The following is a 20,258-nucleotide window of genomic DNA, read 5'->3' on the forward strand; positions in this document are numbered from 1 at the left end:
CACAGCAGCAGAACCAGGAACGTCGGGCCAATGCGCTGAACATCTTGAACCTGCTTGATAACCGCAAACAACAACAATGGCAACGTGGCATGGCAGAAAAACAGTTTGAACAGGATAGTGCAGTCCAGGATGCTCAGCTTACCGGAAACTATGTTCCTGCAGAAGTGCAAAACCTTGTATCGGCCATTCTTGCCGCAAAACAAGGATGGGGATCGGCGGACACCAATCAGCGTAACACGCTGGCTGCACAAGCGGCACAGGCTCGAAATCAATTGACTGCTAACTACCGTATTAATGCAGACCAATTATTTGGCCCGAATGTTACGCTCGCGCAGGCGCTTTCTAATGCGCAAAAACTCTATACGCCGACGCTGGCAAAACAAGAAGCAGACCGCAATCAGCAATGGAGAATGGTGGAGGCGTCCGGTCAGCTTCCGAACGGGCAAAAGACATGGGCGCGGCAGTACCAGGAGGGACAACTTGGTCTGGAAGCAGGTCGTCTTGATCTGGCAAACAAAGAGTTTGGTTTGGATCAACAGAAATTTGCTCACCAACAATGGACAGATCAAGAACAAATCGCACTCTCGAAAGCACGACAAGCACTGGATGAAAAACAATATCAAACAGATGCGGATTATAAGGCATTCCTTAAAACGCAGGGAATTTCCGAGACCAACGCTAAGAAGGCGACAGCTGGCTACATCGGACAGGCGCTCTCGAAACCGACGAGAGAAGACGCTCTCGGCTACATTACCGCAAACAGCGCCGCAATTGCGAATGATGGCGCGGATATGCGTGAAATCATCGCGGCGATCGATGCAAAATACGGAGGGGTTAAGCAAGCGCTGGAACAAAGCGGCGTAACCTTGCCGGGAAAGTAGCGCCGGGGGCGACCGGCAGCATCCCCTCTGGCATTACCAAAACTGCTGCAGCCGTTCTCAATACCGCCAACAATATGATGAAGCAAGGATATGCATATACGTGGAAAGGTGGCGCGGTACCTAAAGGAACGACGGTTCAAGATTGTTCTTCTTTTACACAAGCTGTATTTAAGAAAATCGGCATTAATATCGGGCGCAACACCGAAGCGCAGTGGACAAAAGCGCCAGGCATTAGAGTATCCAAAGAACAACTTCAACCGGGCGATCTTGTGTTCTTTAAAAACACGTATAAGAGTGGATACAAAGACGGCGTAAGTCATGTAGGTATCTATCAAGGAAATGGGAAGTTCATTAATAACTCCAGCAGCAAAGGAAAAGTTGTTATAGCCGACTTGAATGATAGCTACTGGAAATCAAGGTGGCTCGGTGGAAAGCGCATTATCACTTAATAGAGATACAACCTGGGTCAAGGTAGGAAAATACAGCGTAGTAACAATAAAAATTTTTCATATTACCGGTTGCAAAAATAAGTGTTGACCCGAAACCTCTTAATGCACATTAGGGGAGAGAAATCTCCCCTATTCTTCCTGAGCAAAAAGAGCGGTATGTCATGTTAGCATTCAAATAATTACGGAGTATTGCTTGGTTGATGATGATTTTGAGGTTTCTGCTAACAAAAAAGGGGTTTCTGTTGACAGAAACGATAGTTCAACGAAGAAAACGTCGACAAAAAGTATACAAAGTAAAGAAAGAAGAGATAACAAAGCACATCGTCGGATGTCACGTGACATGTCGCGTGACGTCGCGGGAAAAGTCACGCTCGGTCACGCTATAGAAAGAGAAGGAGACATAGAAGTAGATCAAGATAAAGAGATTATTACTACTACCTCTACTGAAAATGAACCATTGCGAAAACGCAACGCCGATTTTTGTGAAAGCCGGAGGGATGGGAATGAATCGAAAGCAAGTACGACTGGTTCAGAAACACCTTAGAGAATATGTTGCGAGGGAGCTTTTTCAGGAAGAAGTTGAACAGTCGATCGCTGAAATTGATGAGGGGCTTGAAACATTTGCAGGCATGGAATTAAAACAACGTCAAAAGCAACTGAAGCGGTTGAAAGAAATCAAAGGACATGCCAGGCGCATGGAAGCTGCCTTATCGACATTATCTGAAAAAGAAAGAGAATTGATTGAACGCTGTTACTTCACAATCGGTTTTTCCTCGCATGAGCAAGCGGCAGAGCGCCTAAAGCTCTCTATTGACGAATTCTACGAGATACGGGATCAAGCGATGAAAAAGTTATTTGAATGCTTCTATGGAAGCGGAAAGGTAGTCAATGCATAAACCTATTTCCAGAATTATCAGAGGCCCTAAAAAGAGGTGGAAGAGATGCCAGCTCCTATGAAATATGATTGGCCAGTGGCGGAAGCAGCGTTTGTATATGCACCAGATGGCGAACCTTATGTCACACTGAAAACTATAAGCATGCAGTTTGGTATTCCTTATCAAACAGTTCGCCGATATGCAGCAAAAAGGAATTGGACGGAAAAGCGTATTAATTATATATGTCCGTTGCGGATAAAGGAGCAATTGCGAAAAACAAATAATCCATATGTGGCTGAGGCATTGAGGGAGAGGTTGAAATGCTACAAAAGTAGACAAAAGCATACTTTTGGATAGAAGTTGAATATGCATCTTATTGAACAAAAACTGGTAATACCCAGTATTGTAGTTATTAGACTGAAGAAGTGCTATCCTTCTATAAACGCACATAAGCCTTGCCACGGCATTTTGTTTCTTTCGAATATAAAACCATTAAAACGTCTCCTATCGCTTTGTTATAGGGCGAATAGGCGGGCGTTTTTTTGTTTTAAAGATGATTGTAGTATCAGACGATAATGAAAGACGACTATCGGTTAAACCTATTGTGGCTAAATTCAACTTATGCAGCTTACCGTTACTCTTATTTGAGCGCTTTGAACAAACTGAAACATAAAAAAGGGTCGAGAAACTTCGAGAATAAAAAAACGTAACTTCGAACACAAAAAAGGAGTTCACGAAATTTCGCGACCAAAAAAGAGAGAGAATCCGAAATTATCCGACGCCCTAAAAAAGGCATTACCCATATTGGTTATTGATTTGTTCGTGAAAGAGTAAGGTACAGAGGATGTTTGCTGCCAGAGTAATTAAACAAAAGTTTGCACAACTTTATACATAAAAAAAAGGAAGTTTGAGAATTTAGGAGAGCAAAAAGGGGGGTGGTATCTTTCTGCCAGATTTTTGCCTTGTTTCTGCGTAGTTTCTGATGCAGAAATTATGCATTTGCATGTGGTTTGCATATGATTTGCATGTCATTTGCAGATTGTTGGCATGCGTTCGCATCATCTTCGGAGTTTTCTTAGGTGTTTTCCGTAGGTTTTTCCACGCGGAAAACATCGTTAAAGTAGATTAATGTAGACATTAACTTCGTTTAACTTTGTTATTGTCTATATAAACCGCGATTTCTTTCTTTTGATATGCATTTGGAGTGTGGTTGATACCTGTCACGCGACAGCCATGCGTAGGATTATCTGAGTTTTCGGAGGCCCTAAAAAGGAGTAATTCACGAAACTACGCGACCCAAAAAGCGAATTGCTCGAACACTTCGAACGAATCCGAACACAAAAAAAAGAGCTAATTCGAACAACTTCGAACACAAAAAAGGAGTTCGAGAAACTACGAGATAAAAAAGGTGGTATCCTTACATTTCTTACACTCTAACAAAGAGAAAAGCGAATTTTCAGAGGCCAAAAAAGTAATAAACGCCATACTTTAAGACCTGCATGTTCGGCATTCATAAAAAGAAACACTTCGCGCACAAAAAAGCGAACCAGTGGGGTCCGGCTATCTTTCTTTTCTGCTATCTTGAAGGAAAAAGATATGGAATGAAATGATGGTTTAGGAGCTGTCATGTTCAATTGACGGGGTAGATTGAATCTACCCCGTTCCTAAAAATGCCCTTTCCTTTCGCTTCTTACAGACGAAACATAGAGGTTGTTTTTATTAAACAAAGGAAAGGTTTTCTTTCCGTCGAATTATGGTCATGGGAGGGGACTAATATGACCATAGGAGATCGGATTGCTTTAGCTGGTGTTATCGTAACCGCCGTAGGAGTAGGAGTTAGCGCATGGCTGACATTCCTTATAATGAGACTAACAAAGGAATCGGTTAAAGCAAGCAAGGCTAATGCTGAAGCTGCTGAAAAAGGAGCTATTGCAGCGCAGGCAAGCTATGAATTGAGTAAACATGTTTTAGAAAATCAAAAGCGTTTGGAGCAAGTTTTAAGAAGAGAATATAGGAATAGGGTGTTAAGACAAGCTCAAATAGCCTACGATTTGCTGGTTAGTCTTTGTTCTGTAGAAAGGCAAGGGATTGGGGCTGGTGAGGTAGAAGAAATAAGAAATCGCCCCAAAAAGCCAGATTTAACATCGGAAAACATTATTCAATATTTCACAGACACAGAAATCGAGTATATCGATAAAGCATGGGAAGAATTTGAATCTTACATTAAGCACTGGTATAACAAAAACGGTAATGAGTTTCTTCCGAATTTCGATATAAGAGTCAATAAAGCTGTAGAAGCGGTTAATAATATGAATAACTTAATCCATATTTTAAAGAATAATAAGTAATAACCGGGCAGGAGCGGCCAACCAACTGGGCAGCTGCTCCTGTAAAAGCAGCGAATAAGGTAACTTCATTAGGTATCTGTTCTATTGTTTTATTTAATACGTTAAGTTAACGTGATTTTAATTTTATATAGGCATCAAATGAAGCAAGAAGATAGTAGAAAATCCATGGGTAGTAAATGCTTGTATCATATTTTGTTACCTGTTTTAAATCTCTGTGTCTCAACCCGAACCTGTTGAGCAAAAGGAAGATTTCATCCTCATCTTTACCGTTGAGTTTTTCTTTTATATCACCTCTCATTGCTTCCAGTAAACCAGCTAACTCTAATATCGCCCCACGTTTATCCATTTCGGTAGAACTATGCTTTAGAAATTTCTGTTTTAATTCTGTGACTTTCTCTTCGACAGTCCTATCACTTTCATCTGCTTGCTTTGTATTAATTAATTCATCCAGCCCATCCGTAACCAACTCACGTACATAACCCTCAGCAGATAATTCAAATCCCTGACTGTAATACCTGAGTATGTTATTGATTTCGGTTCTAAACTCGTTTTTTGCTCTCTGTATTCGTTCTTCCCGAACTTTTCGTTTATGGAAATTATAAACAAGATAGGAAACATGTTTGTAAAGCAGTTCAATTAAGTCGAAAATTTCGTTTTCGGTATAAGCCACCCCTTTTCTAACGGGTAGTAGATGTCTTTTCCCAAATTCTCTTAGGCAAAAAGCTTCAATGTCATTTCCCACTGCTCCATCCGGTCTTTCAATCACACCTGTGTGACCATAAAGATTTCTAAATAGTTCGCGTTTGTGGAATTCATCATGAATATGTACAAAGGTATCCCTTAAATCATCTAAGTTATAGTGTCTATCTTCAGCTAATCCGTTACGCTCAGAATAATATTGTCCCACTTAATATCACCTTGATTAATTGTTATTTGTTTTGGAGGTATCTTTGAACTTCTTTTGGGTAGCTTCAAACATTTCCTTATAAGTCTCTTTTTCGATGTTGATATATTGCCTTGTTTTTTCTTTCTTTTCTAAGCAAATTTCGATCATCTCTTTAAAAAGTGTCACTTCAGATAAACCTATATAGTAAGGATTTATAAAAGATATAATAACGCATAGAACCAGGACACCAGCTCCTAACAATAACAGACCGGGTGTGAGGGGTTCTTTTAAGAGCAGCGTGTATGTACCTAAAATAAAAACAACGACTGGAACTAAAAGCTGGGTGTTAGCCGTTCTTCTTTCACGGCTAATAACGTACGCTCTCAATCTTTTTAAATCAGTTTCATCTAATTTATCTAAACATTCTTGGCAATATTTTAGGTCTTGGAGTAATCCCATCGACTCTTTATCCTGTAATAATTCTTCGAAAAGTGATTTGTACCCTTTCGTTTTTTTGAATAGCCTTTTATAAATTGTTTTCGGCATCCAATCACATCCCTTAAATAAATAAAAAAAGCCCCTTGTAGCTATAATAAAGGGGCTAATGGGTATTTTGTTATTTATCTTTAAGGTTCCGCGCAAAATATTTAATCTTACTTTGTATTTCGTAATTTTTCTTTTACCTCATTCAATTCGTCGATACTATCGATTACTCTCATTATTTCAGGGGGACTATTGGTGTATTCCTTTTGGATAATTGTCTTCCCGCCCTTTTTAATTGCTTCTTCTCCCATTTCAAAAACACTATCAAACAAGGCCGTGTCATTCATTACCAAAGCATCGGTAACTGTATGAAATGGAATAATAAAATTATATTTAAAAGATTTGTCAACAGTCAGTTTGTAATCATCCGCAAGCTCATCACGTTCCATCACTATAGACCCTCCTTTTTCTCGAAAGATAACCCTATCGCCAACATTAATATTTAAATGTTCGCAAATTTCTTTTGGAATTGTAATTTGTCTCTTGCCGGTTACAGTCGCCGTAACAACTAAAGAATTAATCTTATTCAAATTATTCATCTCCTTGATTTTCCTTGTTTTTTTATATTGTAAGGAAAATCAAGGATAATTGCAAGATAATTGTAAACAATTTTATTACTTCAGAGATTTTTGTGGGGAATAATTTTTTTACAAAGCAAAAAAAGCTGCCACTTTTGGCAGCCTGATGCGTATTCAATGAATTGATTAAGCTAAAATAGTTTTTAGAATGGGTTGGTGAACTCCTGAAGAGGTTACATTTCCGTGCTTATATTGACCATTGTAAAATGGTTCCCGGTTTATCATGTCTCTTATGTGAACCTTTGACCATCGGCCGCCACGTTTTGTAGGTATTCTATTTTGGTTAAGGTAATTAGCAATTGCCTGGAGCGTCATTTTCGCAGCCCTCATTGCAAAAACCTGTTTAACAACAGCAGCTTCTTTCTCGTTCACCAAAAGCTCCCCATCTTTTAATTCATAACCATACGGAGCGGAACCGCCAGCAAATTTCCCCTGCTTCGCTTTTTCTGCCTTCCCTGAAGTCATACGTTCTTTGATAACTTCCCGCTCGAACTCTGCAAACGAACCAATCATTTGAAAGAACAGCCGACCGATAGCAGTGGAAGTGTCGAATTGCTCTTTGACACTAATAATAGCGGTATCATTTGGTTCGAACTCATCATTTTTGATAATTAGGATATCTTTAAGCATGCGGCTGATCCGGTCGAGCTTGAAAACAATGACCCCTGCGTATGTACCCTTCTTTACTTCCTCCCGCAGCATGTTAAATGCCGGACGGTCTAATTTCGCACCGCTCACCCCTTCATCCGTATAAATCCGATCCAATTCATAGCCCATAGCTGCCGCGTAGGATTCAATACTGGCTTTTTGAGCTTCAATTCCGTACCCGCTTACTTGCTCCTCCGTACTAACCCGTACATATCCAGCATACTTTTTCATAGCGATCTGCTCCTTGTTAAGATGCTTATTTTGTTAATTCATCTTAACATGAAAAATTTACCATGTTAAGATACTTACAAGCATCTTAACAAAAGGAAATGCGAACACTTTTTTGAAGGTGATTTTTCGGTTAACGGCAGGAAAATACTTGAAAAGAATGAATTTTACAAATACCAAAGTTAAAACATCAGCGGTACATCCTCGATTTATAACAATCTTTATAAGGAGGATTTTTGATGAAGACAAAGCGTTGGATTATTTGGCTAACCGTTTTTGTTGCTTTATTCCTTCCTATGTCGGTAGCTGCTTCTGATGATGTAGAGGTGGTCTATGTAGATAAGGTTGATTCCATAAAGAATCAGGCTATTGTGGTTAGGAAGAGTGGTGACGTTTACTTTATTGAATACGGTGTGGGCGCTCTTTCCACATGGCAGTACGAAGGTAAAACTGTTTATATCTCTTCTCCTGGAATTTTTGCCGGTGTCGGTTCTCATCTCATTCTTCCAGATCATGAGGGACAAAAAGCTCGCATTTGGGATTCCAAATATGTAGGGAACATTTATGCCAAGGCCAACCGTCCTTCTGCACCCGCTAAGCCCGCGAATACATCATACAAACCAAAATACAAAATTTATGCTCAAGCTAAAGCTAATCTAAATATTCGTAGCGGCCCCGGTACGAAACACAAAAAAATCGGCCAGATAAAGAAGGGAGGAACGGTCGAAATTCTTTCTGGGGAGAAAGGATGGAACAAGATTCGTTATGGAAAAATCGTTGGTTACGTTTCAACTGAACATCTAATAAATTTTTATATAAAATAACTGCTTGTCACAATTTTTCTAAGCCGGGTGAAACCTGGCTTTTTCTATTAACGTAATAACGAAAAAGGGGGTTAACGATTATGGAAAAGTCCAAACCCAGCGTAGCTGAAAAGATAAAGAAGAAAATTAAAGATACTTTTGATGTGGGGGCAGAAGGAGCTGCTTCCATTACCGGGGAATTAGTGGCGGAATCTGTAGTGTCCCAATTCTTACCCGGTGCAACAACCATGATTTTCTCCTATAAGCAAAAGCGGTTTGAGCAAAATATAGAGAAATATCTTGAAGAAATGAAAGCCAGAGAAGAAGAAATGAACAAGCGGATCAGCCAATTGGAAGATGCTCCAAAGCAAGCGTTTAAAGACAAATATTTTGGTATGATTACTGACTATGTAATTGATGAACCTCAAAGGGAAAAGATTCGCTACATTGTAAACGGTATGATCAACTTGTTATCACATGAATCAATAAATGAAGATTTCGTATTAACTTATTACGATACGTTAAGGGATTTAAGGTTGGTGGACATCGGCGTTCTTAAGTTTTATTACGATTTTTCTATGGGATATAAAAGGACAACCTACCAGGATGTGTTAGATGAATTTCAAATAGAATATGAGCAATATGATGCGGTTAGAGAAAAACTGGCTCGCATGGGCTTATTAGAAACCAAAAGGGATCGTGAAGTTGAAAAACTTTATAAAAACGTTGAAGCCCTCGGAAAGTACATTCAAGATTTGAGTAAAAATAAATCATCACGACTTTCCCTTGATAGGCTGTCAAAAAATGATGGCTATCATATGTCTAAATTCGGGAGAAGTTTTTTGGAATTCTTTGTTGAAGAATTTAAAGAGGAGGCATAGCTTTTATGTTATGCCTTTTTATTTTGGTGCTAATCCATAATAAAGCCGTATGACATGATTATGTAATTAACATTAACCTTTATCGAAAAATGATGGGCAAATTTCATCCCCGCCGGGAAGTCATTTGCCCATTTTGTGCAAGACTGCTACTGTGATGATTTGCTCTTTTTCGTTTTCCTTGTACCAAAATAAATGCGTGTCACCTGGTCACGGCCATGGCCAAAACGCCTCGCAATTTCTTTTGTTTTCTTCCGCCCTGCATTAATAAGAAGATAATAAATTTCGTCGGAGGCCGTGAAAAGTAAGATTCTGTATTATACAATCGATACCAAGTTGGTACTGGACCTTTATCCAATACTCATTTCTTTTTTTAAAATTTCATACTTTACGGGGTAAAGTTCTAAATACAAAACCCACCCTGCAGCAGGTGTAAAATATAGTCTGTAAGACTCCAAGTTATTGAGGATATGCCCGAAGCGCTTTACAACTGCATCCTTTGCTTCTTGCTCTTTATGCAGCTGATGAGGAACTGGAACGGTCATGAAAACATGATAGTTTGAACTGTATACGTGAATGATTACACGGGTAATTTTCCATTCCAGTCCTTCGCCTGTCAATTTCTTTCTCCACCGCTCCGCTTCTTCTGTTTTGTTTCGGATGGTGCGCTCCATTTTCTCCAACTCTTCTATGTCCATGAAAACGGCAGCGGCTTCTTCCCTTTTTTGCGTGAGAATGTGACGACCATCTTCAGCAATCCTATAAAATTTCATTCTGTTTCCTCCCCTGTTTTTTCGAATAGATAAATCCTTGTCACATCGTCTCTTCGATGTCCCAGTAACTCCGACACCTCAAGACGTGCTTTGTGGGCATTCATCCCGCTTTCAATCCGCTTTCTATACTCTTCTCTGGCAAAGGAATGCCTCAGTCCATGAAACGTAAGCGGTGCATCCCTTCCAGCTTCAGAAAACTTATCGCGGTGATTGATAATGAAGCGCTGGACAGATTCTATAACTTGATGGGCTTTCTTATCTGCAGGAACGAACAGCTTCTGTCCCCGCTCAACCGCCTGTATAACCTCTGCCAGAACTGTCCTGGCGCTCTCACGTAGCGGAACATGCCGAATTAGTCCGGTTTTTCCCTTAATGGTGAGAAGATTGGTGCGTAGAGACTTCTCTGCTTCCGCTCTATCAAGCCGTACCGCTTCATGAATACGCAAACCTTGCTCTCTTCCTAAAACAGCAATATGCGCTATATCATGGCGTTTGAGGGTGCGGGCGTAGTCGATCATTCCTGTGAACTCTTTTTGTGACCACACCCGGTCTACTCCGCCGAATTTCCGCTTCTCCAATGTGATATAGTAATGCTCCTGCAGTTCTTCATTCGTCGGCAGAGGATGCCTGGTGGTATCCATAAGGTCATGAAAAAAGCGGATAGCGCCTACATCTGTTTTTATGGTGGAGGCGGATAATCCCTTTGACTGCATGTATTGGATGTAGGTGACCACATGCCGGCCGCTCATGTTAGATAGCTTCTGCAGCTGGTAATTATCCGCCAGGAAGCGAATAAACCGTTCAACAGCTTTGTAATAACGGTCTCGCGACTTGAACGACAAAGACCGATTATGCCGAGCGAGCTTGTTCAATTGCTCTATAAGATTGCAGTATACCCCGGTGTTAACCACCCCTTTAGGTACTGGTATTTCATGCCGGTTTCGGATCTTCCACGGCATTGTGTTAGACATGTTCATTCCTCCTTATGGGCATACTTCACCCGTTGGCAGAGAGGTGCATTTCTTCCGCTACACCACCTCCACCACAGGGAGAGGCCCGCTTTTTTGCGGTTTTTCAAAGAAAAATAATATCTGTCTCCCTACTATTTAATTTTGAAAAATCGTTGAGCAAACCGGCCGCGTAACTGCCTCCGTACAGCTCCGTACCCACGGATGCGGCATGCCTTTCTCTTTCGAGCGCTTCTGAATACGAAGCATGGCATTATGGACCGATATTATTCAGGCTCGGCTCCGCCTGTTGACTGTACGACTCTCCTGCCTACTGGCATCGCACGCTTTTCAGCGCACACTTGGCTACTTCTAAACCGCCGCCCATAGCGATCGTTCCTTTGCCGCGAACTGCATTCGGATAAAGCATCACCTATCCAGCATAGGAGTCCTCCATATGCGTTCCAGGTGAATAAAAAAAGAGAGCCTGTAAAAAAACACAGCTCTCTTTTCTAACGCCCGGCGTTTCGCCGGTTATTTTGTTTTTTATAACAGCATCCATGCACAAAGCTGGATTGATTTCATAGCGGTGAAGTATTTCTGATTTATATCAGAAGCAATCCGGTGCTTTTTATCGTCACTGTAACCATAGGTTACGATTCGAATCCCCAAAAAAGACACATAGGTCCTCATTTTTCTTTCGAAAACAGTCACTCCAAAGAGCGGATTTCCATCGGATTAAGCGCGCCTCACGCTTGTGAAGTGCGAAGAAATAAATGAATGAAATAAAAAGGATTGTTGGCGTCTCGCCGTGTCAGAGCATCACGCTGCATGACATATATTTTAAAAATAAGGTATGAGAAAATATTATGTTATTTTTAAGAAATAGGCAACAAAAAAACAGCTACACCTTTTTAGGCATACCTGTTTTTTGAATCCCGTAAAGGGCATACTTATACTGTTTTAGAAGTACCGAGAACATAAAAAGGCAAATCGCGGGTTTGCATCGTTTCTACTACCATTGCCTTTGATAGAAGAAATCTCACCTACATGCTGTTGCTAATATACCGGGCGTTCACAATCCACATTCACTATTGTCTTCGCCTACAGATATAAGAACAGCATGCACATTGCATCCTCGTTTTACGGGTACGTTGAAAACGTCGAATCAACCCGCAAACGTCCATGCCCACTTTTGTGACCTCCTACCATCTTCGTTCCAGATTCGCTAAAGATGAGAGTCCCTTGCTTGTTCCTTTAGGCCAGAGCCATCGTTTTATCGTAACGTCCACTCAGCAGAAAAGCTGGTCAGAAAGCAAATAAAATCGTATATCACTATCCTAACTCGTTGCTAATTTTTTGTAAATTAAATTTTTAACCAACCATATAAGAACATTAAGTATGCTAAGACCTGCCTATACAGTCGGGTCTTAGCGCTGCATACAGTTTTAGTTGTCTGATAGCATGATTTGAGCCATCTTGAGCAATTTTCCTTTTTGCTCTGGCGTTAAACGATTTCCGGCAAATATAACGGTATTTTTCTCCAAGAAATCGCATAACTCTTGTTCTTCCTCGAGTACTATCCATTCCTTTTCTTTTCGACCAACAAGAGTATCCAGTGAGATATGATAAAAATCGGCCATCGCAATGAGTCGGGACAGTTCTGGTTCGCGCCTTTGATTTTCATAGGAGCAATAGGCACTACGTGTTATGCCTAAAATCTTTGCGATATCAGCCTGCTTCATTTTTGATCGTTTGCGTAAGTACTTTAACTGTTTTCCTATGGTCATTTTAAATTCTCCTCTCTTTTTGCAGAAATAAAAAAGGACGTAATGCCGAACCGTATCGGGCAAAACGTCCTTTTTTCACAAAGCTATTTCATTTTCATCATGCCAAGAGCATACTTCCCCTATTTCCCCCTTTCTCTAAAAATCGTTATTCTACTCAACAGTGGAGTTATGCAACGGTGATCGAATCATATGCGCTATCCACAACTCTGGCGGCCTTCGCACTGCAAAATAGCTTTCTGCTCATAGCATACGTCCTAAATTCCGCAAAACTAACCCCTGAGCAAAAATATTTTTCCCGCCTATCCAGTGCGCTGCTGTCGCATCGCCGCTCCCGTTCCGGCATTACATATTCATTCGGATAGCGATGCCGACAACGGAAGCTGGTACGGGTCTCGCTAAGGAAAGCTCGCCCCTACCCTCACACATTTCTGGTGTTCTTCACTATAGAAAACTATTTAATACAAACGGAAAAAACGGTTATTCCGCTTGTATTTGAACCGCTTATGTCCAAAATGAACAAGGATTCTATACATGTTTTTTGAAAAATCCCCCCACCGTTTCTATACCAAAGTTAGCCATCAAAAAAATTTTTTCTCGTTTTAAAAAAATGGCAACCGATCTGAAAAACAGGGCCGTATACTGAGACATCTTAAACTTAGGAGGATTTATGAACGATGCAAAAAGACAACAGCATTCACACTATGAACAAAGATCGCGAAAAAGAAAATGGTACTTGCCCTACCAATGAAGACCATGAAAAAGACACACCATTCTTCCTGCACAGCCTGGAGGAACACAGCCCGGAGATTTTGGAAAAAATGATCGATGAACCAGAGGAATTCAAACTTTTCGGTTCCGATCCAGAAGTTCCACAAGAATATTTTGATTTTGATTTCCTGTACCATGATGATTTTCTGGATGATGACTATGATCCAGATATAAACTATGAGCAGGAACACGATGCAGATTTTGAACTGGATGAAGATGCAGAATACGCCCCATTTATGTGGGATGTAGTGACGGGCGAGCCAATCTACCAGTTTGATCCTACAGAAAAAATGGTTCTGTGTACGCGATGCGGGTATTGGAAGAGGCCACATAAATTCAAAAAGGCGAAAAAACCTAAAGTGTGCTTGAAATGCATCGCCGAAGAAAGGAAAAAGAAAGGCCAAAAATTCACAATCACACTGGGAGCGCATCATATGGCAATAGCGCGGGAACTTGGTGATATAAGGCAGTTCGGTGATACAAGGGAGACGGGCGTAATACCACCATCAGAGATCATTGAGAAACTGCTGCAGAACTTGTACGCGGCTTCTCGCGGATACTTCCAACTTAATGTTAACCTTACACGTAACCAAATCGAATGCGAACATATTCATAAAAAGAAACAAAAAAAATAAAGCGTGTTACGCAAAAAGTGTACAATCAACAGCCTCCCGGATGAGTGGGAGGCTGATTTATTTTTTAACGTTTATAAGGTTGGTAATAAGTACTGGAGATTAGAATACATTATCCACAGTAAAAGAATACAAGCAATTATAAAGATTAATATTTCTTCAAAGCTTCCGGTTCTATAAGTTATCGGGGCGGGAAATTTCTTTTTCGTCAAAGGATACAACAAAGGAACACCAGACACTGAAAAACTATCACCCAATATGTGTCCCAAGTAACCGATTGTTAGCCCGAACATAAAGAGAGTGGGATAAAACCATAAAGCCGGCAAAAAAACGAGTATCCACATAATTAATGAATGAGTAATTCCTCTGTGTCCACATAAATCGTGAATAATATTAGCTAACCCAAATGACCTTCTTCCAATGTAAGAGTTAGGATGATCGATATCTGGAAGGAGAGAGCCAAGAACAACCCCTCCGTAGTAAGCTGCAGATAAGGGTGCAGACAACAGACTTGCTATCCCATACCCGAACAATAGTGATGTGGCTATATGTGTAGAGTACTTCATAGTCAACCCCCTCTTTGGTTTAGACTATGACATGCTCTAACACATTATTAGTTGTAACAGATGGGGATTTTATGATGGAAATCTTTTTATTTTCACGTCATGTTATTCTCGCTTTTAGCCAGCCTATACCGCGGGTTCTTCTCATCTGGCGCAAGTAATGCCCCTTTTAAGACAAGTTTTTGCATCATATCTTGTGCGACAACGGTACGAACTCCCATATATTTCTGAATCTCGCGTATTCGAGTTTCTCCGGTTTGTTCGATGTAGGCAAGAAGTTTCGCCATTTGTTCTTCTTGGTCTTTTTCCTCTTGGTCGCGTGTGTTTACCCATCGTTCTTTAAGTGCCGAGAGCTTCTTTTCCAACTCCGTTTCATTCCCCGCAAGTAAAGGAGATTGAAAACGAATATATCCGTTCTTCCCTTCGATCATTGCCAGCCCATCACCCTTGCCTAATAAGCACGGATTCATCTGTTTGCCAAACACAGTATGATAGTCAGAATGAGCAGGAAGGTTAAAACAGAAGCGGGTAAGGAAGTTTCCTTTGATTTTCCCGGTCACAATGTCCGCGGAAGGACGCTGCGTGCATAGAATGACAAAAATACCGCAGGCACGCGCCTTATTCCCTAACCGCACAATAAATTCTTCTACACTTTTGTCTTGTATAAATAAATCCGCGTATTCATCAACAAGCACTACTTTGTACGGCATCGACTGCTTCGTCTTTTCCCGGTATGCTTTTGGAGAGCGCACGCCTGCTTTTTCTAATTGTTCATACCGCTCCTCCATTTCATCCGTTAATCCTTCCAATGTTTCTATCGCTTCCTCAGTATCCGTAATCACGCCGGTAATATGGGGGAATCCGATATTAAAGAAAGAAAAGTCAATTCGTTTTGGGTCAATAATCGTTACTTGTAGCATGTCTGGAGAGTTATACGAGAGCAAGGTATAGAGCATTCCCATTGTAAATTCTGTTTTTCCGCCGCCTTTCGCGCCCGTAACAAGCGCGTAGTGGAAGCGGGTAAGTGAATCAAATATTGGTTGACCAATAATGTCTACACCTGCTACAAAAGCCAAATCATGTTCTTTGGTATATTGCTGAAACGCTTCTGACGCAAGTATTGGCTCCAGCCATACAATGTCGCGGGTATCGCGAGGGAATAATAGTGCCGCTGTTCCTGGCTGCGATCCTTGCGTAATAGTGATTTCCTCTTTTCCAAGCTCGGTTTGCAGGTTCATGCGTTGCCGAGAAAGATCATTAAACTTCATGCCACGTGGCAATTTAACCGTGATTTGCTGAAGAGTTGGCCCTTTGACCATGCTAACTACTTCCAGTTTCCCATCTAAGATGCCGATTTTTCGCATGGCCTTCTCTAACTTCCGCTTGGATTGTTCTGCTTCTACGTCCGGCTTTTCGCTCTCTTCTACCGGCGCAGCAGGCAGAATATCGGCGCGCGGTGTACGGATTTCTTCTGTGGCGATTTCTTCCGGAACATGTTCCAACAAAAGTGGTTCATCTTCATATATCGCATCTGGAAAAAAGGCGCGAATTTCCGATGTGCAGAGCAAAAAATCCCGCTTGTCTTCCGGTGAAAAAGTTCTTTCTTCCATGTACGAAAGCAAACGTTTAGAGGTAGAAACCACCTCAAATTCGTTCATATCGGCTAAGGGTGAAAGGAGTGCTTCAACAAACCGAATCAGCGGCATGCGGCTTCTGCGATCCTCTTGTATGGCAATCCGGATGCTCACTTGAAAACCGTCTTCCTGCTCTTTTTGCTCCGTTTGTGGAATGATAACACCGCCTTCCGCCCATCCTGCAATCTCATTAATCTTGACCGCTGCCCACTCCTGCACGCGACGGAAAAGGGAAAATGAAGAGGGATTCGGCACACCTGATAGGTATGCATCGTACTGTGCCATGATAAGTTCGCACCAACGCTCATCCCTTTTTCGGGCAAGAAATTGAATCCAGACGTTACCGGGTATCCGCGAGAACTTTGCCCGGTCAAATGTGCGGGTAAAAGAAAATGGAAAACAAGCCGCCCGCTTAGGAAATGCCTGATAATAAGCCCGCGGCACGAATACATCAGGAGACGAAGAAGGAGGAAGAGGAACGCGGCGAGATTGTGTAAAATAGCGAACGGTAACCTCATGCCCATGTTTAACGATATCGACACCAAAGCGGCCATCAGCGAACGCGCCGGCCGCTGATTCATAGAAGGTAAGCATACGTTTCCTCCTTATGATTTCTTCGGGACTACTAATTTTTTCGCCGTATCTGTGATCCGCTTTTGTACAGAGCGACCCATTTTAGACTTTCCATCGCGCGGCATAAAAGACGGAGGTTGCTTCATACGTGAGAGGCCACCAATAAGAAGCAGGAATTTGACAAATACATCCGCAGGGCCGGTAATTTGTTTGGAGCCGAACATAAGAAGGAGAAGGAACGCCAAGAGAGACACTTGCCATATTTGCTCTACTCCGATTTTCTTCACACCGTTCCACCATGTCCGCCCATAGTGCTTCGTGTCTTCAAAAACGAAGCAGGATAACGCCAGCGGGCTAACAACACCGAGAATAGTCATGTCTACCCATCGGCGTCCGGCTTGAAAGAGAAGCGGGATCGCATTCCATAAAAGCAGCGCGTCAAAGATGGCCATGCTAAATACATCAATGTCACTAAAACCTTGTGTAATCACCGCATTATTCAGATAGGAAACATCCGGTGTACTGGTGACCTGAGAAAATCCAAACTTTCCGATAGCCAATGTCACACGGTTAATCAGACGCGTGATTGTATCCAATCCCATCGGCAAAAATCCAATGCCAATCATAACGAGTACCAGCCGCCACACCATGCCACCAATCTCTTTATTGGATACTTCTTGCTTGGCGTACCCTGTAGAAATTCCTTTCCATACTCCCTTTATTCCGATCAATGAGATGGAAAGAATGGTTACAAGAGAAAAGGTGTGCATGAAACCGGTGCTGGTGAAAATCCAAATCGGAAGCGTATAGACCACGCCGCATATTAAACGAAATATCCAGCCGAGCAGCCAGTAAAGAAATGAATGGGCATAGTCAGGAATGGGCGGGGTTACAGGTTCTGCAGCGGATACCGGATTAGCAAATAAAAACATAGAGGCCACTACCCCACCCGCCAGAACCGCATACGGTATTACTTGAGTGGCGGTAACCATCCAGGAACGTCGGACATTATCCAACTTATAAAGTAAACGATTAAGGTCAAGGTTGGAATCGACAGAAGCAAAATTCCGAAGCCACGCAGAGAGTTTTTGGCCATTTTCTTTGCCAGCACTTCGAATCCCAACGCTTTTAAAATAAAGGTGCTGACGAAAATGGCGACCAAGAACCAAAAGCCGTTCGTAATAAGATACTGTATAGCTTCTTGAAACAACTGTGCCAGGTCTGTTCCTGTCGGGCTGTTCCCGAATACTGGATGCGGAATGATGGAATCCATTGTGTGTTTGCTTGGGAAAAATGGTGTGGCGGTTACTTGAACAGTAGCTGGGGCGGTTATTTGTGTGGCAGTGGAAACTTGCGGGATGGTCTGCGGAACTGCTTGCGGAATAGAATGTGCGGCATCTGCCACGCTCGGAATTGTTGGGGATTTGGCTGGTGGTGCTGGAATGTCGGGGAGCATTTGCTTGAACAGAAACGACGCTACTATACTTAACAGGGACGCGGCCTGATCCAAACCCGGAATCGGAAACACTGAGGGAGCTGCGGCGAGCATGTAAGGAGATACGCGGCGCATGCTGCTCTCGAATGTGGACAGGCACTGTTTGGCTATGCGCTTCCACTCCTTTTTTTGTTTCGGGCTGGCGGCTTTCACCTCTCTTTCCACCCATTGAATGAAAAAATCCGGATTAGAACTCAATGTTTTGGGTTGAACCGGAATCGTCGCGTCTTTCGCGCGCAGAGCGATGCGTACGTTCATGAGGACGCCCCCCTTTCCCCTTTTTGCCTTTTAGCAATTTACCATCATAAAATCCCTCGACCAGCTTTTCAGTCCCGGCAATTACTGAGCCGCCGGCGGCAATTTTCAAAGCCATAAACGCCAGGGTTACACTGGTAATAACCACGCTCTTTCTCCCCCTTTCCGTTCCTGTTGAGAATACCTTATGTGCGGAAGAAATTGTCCGATTCCTCAAACTTACAAAAAAAGTTCCGTTAGCGAGAAAAACCGAACAAAAAAATTAGAGCTATCGCGTGAACAGCTCATCGAGAGAAGGAAACCCAAGGGCTGGAAGCAGTTTAAATAATGTATCAACTGATGGCATCCTTTCCCCAGATGCTATCGTGTACAGAGTAGCGTTAGGTAAATTGGTGGCCTTTTGTATCGCTTTAATACGGAAGTTTTGCTTCTTAATGTATTTATTGATTGTGGTTTGCAGCTTAGCTTCACCACTAAGCAATGATAAAGAAGCTGGTATATAGACAGTACTCTTTAAGTCCTCGTGATTTGTACGCATATGCGCAATTGACTTTTCGGCAGACATAACCAACATTTCTTCAACTGTATAAGGCTCCTTTCTGCCGCTCATATATGCCAACAAAACACCGGCGCGGTCTAACTCTGTATATAACGTCTCTGGAATGGACACACTCTTTACCAAACAAACCACCGCCATTCTCGTTATTTGTAAAAAAATATGCCCGCGGAGGGAACAATATGGCATGGATTATCGACGAAAAAGAAGCACAACGAATAGCGAAAGAAATTGAAGAAGCGAACAAGAAATGGAATCAGGAAAAAGAACAAGAAAACAAAGACAAGGACTGAGAATAACCTCGCTCCTTGTCTTTTTATTTTTCGATAAACGTTTCCGGTTTCCGCGTTTCCCCTGTTTCCCTTAATTTTTTTGTTGCCAGGTTGGTTTCCGGTACGTTATTTAAGTATTCATAGGGATTACACCTGCATCTGCTATTTGCTGAGTAAAGTTTTTGCGTGAATTTTCCTCGTTGTCTTTTGGGAATTGTTTCATAAGGATAAAAAAGAATTCTGTAGTTTACCATCATTTCGTATAAGAACAGCAATCGGTTCCCGTTTTTACAACTGCACCTAATATAAGATTAACCCTTTCCTAAAAAGTCATATAAGAAAGGGAGCATCTATTTTACTGACATAGTTTTATATGGAATTTGATATAAGAACATTCCCTGCATAGGACAAGCTTTGGCCGACATATCATCTTGTAACAATGAAATCATTTCACCGGTAGAGGAGAGGTTTCACGGTTTTATGGTGAAATCGTTTCCGGACTTAAGCCGGTCGAGGGAGGCTAAAATGATTCGAAAAGAGGGAAGGGTAGAGCGTAGTGATAAGAAAATTAGAGTCAATGCAGGACTCTCTAAAGAGTCGCATGCGTTGCTTGAGCAGCTCGCTTATGCTGTTCAAACGCCAAAAACAATCCTTGCAGCCGAAATAATTGAGTTGTGTCTAAATAATCCTGACTTCATTACTTACATTCAAAAAATCCATAATGTTCCGGATGGTCGAAGAGTCATCCCCGTATCGGAGAATGGAAAAATCACCTATATGTGGACGCAGCCTTAATTTTCGGCATGCTCTTTACGAATTTCTTCTGTGCTTTATAACAGCTGGAACAAAGGCCCCACTTCTTGTCCGATGCACCTTTTGCGCT

The 20,258-nt window shown here is 41.8% G+C and carries 24 protein-coding genes; 11 read left to right on the forward strand and 13 right to left on the reverse strand.

Annotated elements, in window-relative coordinates; genetic code table 11:
- From ADA01nite_RS22180 to ADA01nite_RS16770, 6 genes are all read left to right on the forward strand, one after another.
- The coding region (locus ADA01nite_RS22180; protein ID WP_170230337.1) for a hypothetical protein at positions 1-881 on the forward strand (881 nt) is incomplete at its 5' end.
- Positions 882-955: 74 nt separating this feature from the next.
- Entirely contained in the window at positions 956-1,330 is a 375-nt protein-coding gene (locus ADA01nite_RS16750) for a C40 family peptidase (protein ID WP_146811421.1), read from the forward strand.
- A 193-nt stretch (positions 1,331-1,523) separates the two neighbouring features.
- Positions 1,524-1,874 carry a hypothetical protein gene (locus ADA01nite_RS16755; RefSeq protein ID WP_146811422.1) on the forward strand — a complete coding sequence of 117 codons (351 nt, stop codon included), beginning with the start codon at positions 1,524-1,526 and terminating at the stop codon, positions 1,872-1,874.
- Positions 1,834-2,226 (forward strand): RNA polymerase sigma factor, encoded by a 393-nt coding sequence (locus ADA01nite_RS16760; RefSeq protein ID WP_146811423.1) that lies wholly within the window; start codon positions 1,834-1,836, stop codon positions 2,224-2,226. The genes ADA01nite_RS16755 and ADA01nite_RS16760 overlap by 41 nt, the downstream gene beginning before the upstream one ends.
- A 45-nt stretch (positions 2,227-2,271) precedes the next feature.
- Positions 2,272-2,562 carry a hypothetical protein gene (locus ADA01nite_RS16765; protein WP_146811424.1) on the forward strand — a complete coding sequence of 97 codons (291 nt, stop codon included), beginning with the start codon at positions 2,272-2,274 and terminating at the stop codon, positions 2,560-2,562.
- Positions 2,563-3,980: 1,418 nt separating this feature from the next.
- Positions 3,981-4,553 (forward strand): hypothetical protein, encoded by a 573-nt coding sequence (locus ADA01nite_RS16770; RefSeq protein WP_146811425.1) that lies wholly within the window; start codon positions 3,981-3,983, stop codon positions 4,551-4,553.
- Positions 4,554-4,659: 106 nt separating this feature from the next.
- Here ADA01nite_RS16770 and ADA01nite_RS16775 read toward each other — a convergent pair whose 3' ends face one another.
- The 4 genes from ADA01nite_RS16775 to ADA01nite_RS16790 all read right to left on the reverse strand — a co-directional run bounded on the left by ADA01nite_RS16775 (position 4,660) and on the right by ADA01nite_RS16790 (position 7,439).
- Entirely contained in the window at positions 4,660-5,460 is an 801-nt protein-coding gene (locus ADA01nite_RS16775) for a hypothetical protein (RefSeq protein WP_146811426.1), read from the reverse strand.
- A 15-nt stretch (positions 5,461-5,475) separates the two neighbouring features.
- Positions 5,476-5,985, reverse strand: coding sequence for a hypothetical protein (locus tag ADA01nite_RS16780; protein ID WP_146811427.1), 510 nt, complete (start codon positions 5,983-5,985; stop codon positions 5,476-5,478).
- Between the two features lie 107 nt (positions 5,986-6,092).
- The gene (locus ADA01nite_RS16785) at positions 6,093-6,512 is read right to left on the reverse strand and encodes an AbrB/MazE/SpoVT family DNA-binding domain-containing protein (protein WP_170230338.1); all 420 of its coding nucleotides are present in this window, start codon (positions 6,510-6,512) and stop codon (positions 6,093-6,095) included.
- 174 nt (positions 6,513-6,686) lie between these two features.
- A complete protein-coding gene (locus ADA01nite_RS16790; RefSeq protein WP_146811429.1) occupies positions 6,687-7,439 on the reverse strand; it encodes a recombinase family protein in 753 nt (250 codons plus the stop codon).
- Between the two features lie 236 nt (positions 7,440-7,675).
- On the opposite strand from ADA01nite_RS16790, the gene ADA01nite_RS16795 reads away from it, so the two are divergent.
- Positions 7,676-8,260 (forward strand): SH3 domain-containing protein, encoded by a 585-nt coding sequence (locus ADA01nite_RS16795; RefSeq protein WP_146811430.1) that lies wholly within the window; start codon positions 7,676-7,678, stop codon positions 8,258-8,260.
- A gap of 80 nt (positions 8,261-8,340) precedes the next feature.
- Positions 8,341-9,120 carry a hypothetical protein gene (locus tag ADA01nite_RS16800; protein WP_146811431.1) on the forward strand — a complete coding sequence of 260 codons (780 nt, stop codon included), beginning with the start codon at positions 8,341-8,343 and terminating at the stop codon, positions 9,118-9,120.
- 347 nt (positions 9,121-9,467) lie between these two features.
- Here the strand turns inward: ADA01nite_RS16800 and ADA01nite_RS16805 are convergent, their stop codons facing one another.
- The 3 genes from ADA01nite_RS16805 to ADA01nite_RS16815 all read right to left on the reverse strand — a co-directional run bounded on the left by ADA01nite_RS16805 (position 9,468) and on the right by ADA01nite_RS16815 (position 12,627).
- Complete coding sequence (locus ADA01nite_RS16805; protein ID WP_146811432.1) at positions 9,468-9,890, reverse strand: hypothetical protein; 423 nt, start codon at positions 9,888-9,890, stop codon at positions 9,468-9,470.
- A complete protein-coding gene (locus ADA01nite_RS16810) occupies positions 9,887-10,861 on the reverse strand; it encodes a tyrosine-type recombinase/integrase (protein WP_170230339.1) in 975 nt (324 codons plus the stop codon). Before ADA01nite_RS16810 ends, ADA01nite_RS16805 begins: the two co-directional genes overlap by 4 nt.
- A 1,424-nt stretch (positions 10,862-12,285) precedes the next feature.
- Positions 12,286-12,627, reverse strand: a complete 342-nt coding sequence (locus ADA01nite_RS16815; protein WP_146811434.1) for a helix-turn-helix domain-containing protein — start codon at positions 12,625-12,627, stop codon at positions 12,286-12,288.
- A gap of 176 nt (positions 12,628-12,803) precedes the next feature.
- Between ADA01nite_RS16815 and ADA01nite_RS16820 the strand changes: the two genes are divergently transcribed.
- Positions 12,804-12,989, forward strand: a complete 186-nt coding sequence (locus ADA01nite_RS16820) for a hypothetical protein (protein ID WP_146811435.1) — start codon at positions 12,804-12,806, stop codon at positions 12,987-12,989.
- A 312-nt stretch (positions 12,990-13,301) separates the two neighbouring features.
- Entirely contained in the window at positions 13,302-14,030 is a 729-nt protein-coding gene (locus ADA01nite_RS16825; protein WP_146811436.1) for a hypothetical protein, read from the forward strand.
- Between the two features lie 71 nt (positions 14,031-14,101).
- Here the strand turns inward: ADA01nite_RS16825 and ADA01nite_RS16830 are convergent, their stop codons facing one another.
- The 6 genes from ADA01nite_RS16830 to ADA01nite_RS16850 form a co-directional block, all read right to left on the reverse strand.
- On the reverse strand, positions 14,102-14,593 hold the full coding sequence (locus ADA01nite_RS16830) for a metal-dependent hydrolase (RefSeq protein WP_146811437.1): 492 nt from the start codon (positions 14,591-14,593) through the stop codon (positions 14,102-14,104).
- Between the two features lie 92 nt (positions 14,594-14,685).
- Complete coding sequence (locus ADA01nite_RS16835) at positions 14,686-16,818, reverse strand: DNA translocase FtsK (RefSeq protein WP_146811438.1); 2,133 nt, start codon at positions 16,816-16,818, stop codon at positions 14,686-14,688.
- 11 nt (positions 16,819-16,829) lie between these two features.
- Positions 16,830-17,789 (reverse strand): conjugal transfer protein TrbL family protein, encoded by a 960-nt coding sequence (locus tag ADA01nite_RS16840; RefSeq protein WP_170230340.1) that lies wholly within the window; start codon positions 17,787-17,789, stop codon positions 16,830-16,832.
- Entirely contained in the window at positions 17,768-18,550 is a 783-nt protein-coding gene (locus ADA01nite_RS16845) for a hypothetical protein (RefSeq protein WP_146811440.1), read from the reverse strand. Before ADA01nite_RS16845 ends, ADA01nite_RS16840 begins: the two co-directional genes overlap by 22 nt.
- The gene (locus ADA01nite_RS22185; protein WP_170230341.1) at positions 18,480-18,695 is read right to left on the reverse strand and encodes a hypothetical protein; all 216 of its coding nucleotides are present in this window, start codon (positions 18,693-18,695) and stop codon (positions 18,480-18,482) included. The genes ADA01nite_RS16845 and ADA01nite_RS22185 overlap by 71 nt, the downstream gene beginning before the upstream one ends.
- A 120-nt stretch (positions 18,696-18,815) precedes the next feature.
- The gene (locus ADA01nite_RS16850; protein ID WP_170230342.1) at positions 18,816-19,229 is read right to left on the reverse strand and encodes a helix-turn-helix domain-containing protein; all 414 of its coding nucleotides are present in this window, start codon (positions 19,227-19,229) and stop codon (positions 18,816-18,818) included.
- A 671-nt stretch (positions 19,230-19,900) separates the two neighbouring features.
- On the opposite strand from ADA01nite_RS16850, the gene ADA01nite_RS16855 reads away from it, so the two are divergent.
- A complete protein-coding gene (locus ADA01nite_RS16855; protein WP_146811442.1) occupies positions 19,901-20,170 on the forward strand; it encodes a hypothetical protein in 270 nt (89 codons plus the stop codon).
- Positions 20,171-20,258: the final 88 nt, after the last annotated feature.

It is taken from the genome of Aneurinibacillus danicus (assembly GCF_007991215.1).
Classification (GTDB): Bacteria; Bacillota; Bacilli; order Aneurinibacillales; family Aneurinibacillaceae; genus Aneurinibacillus; species Aneurinibacillus danicus.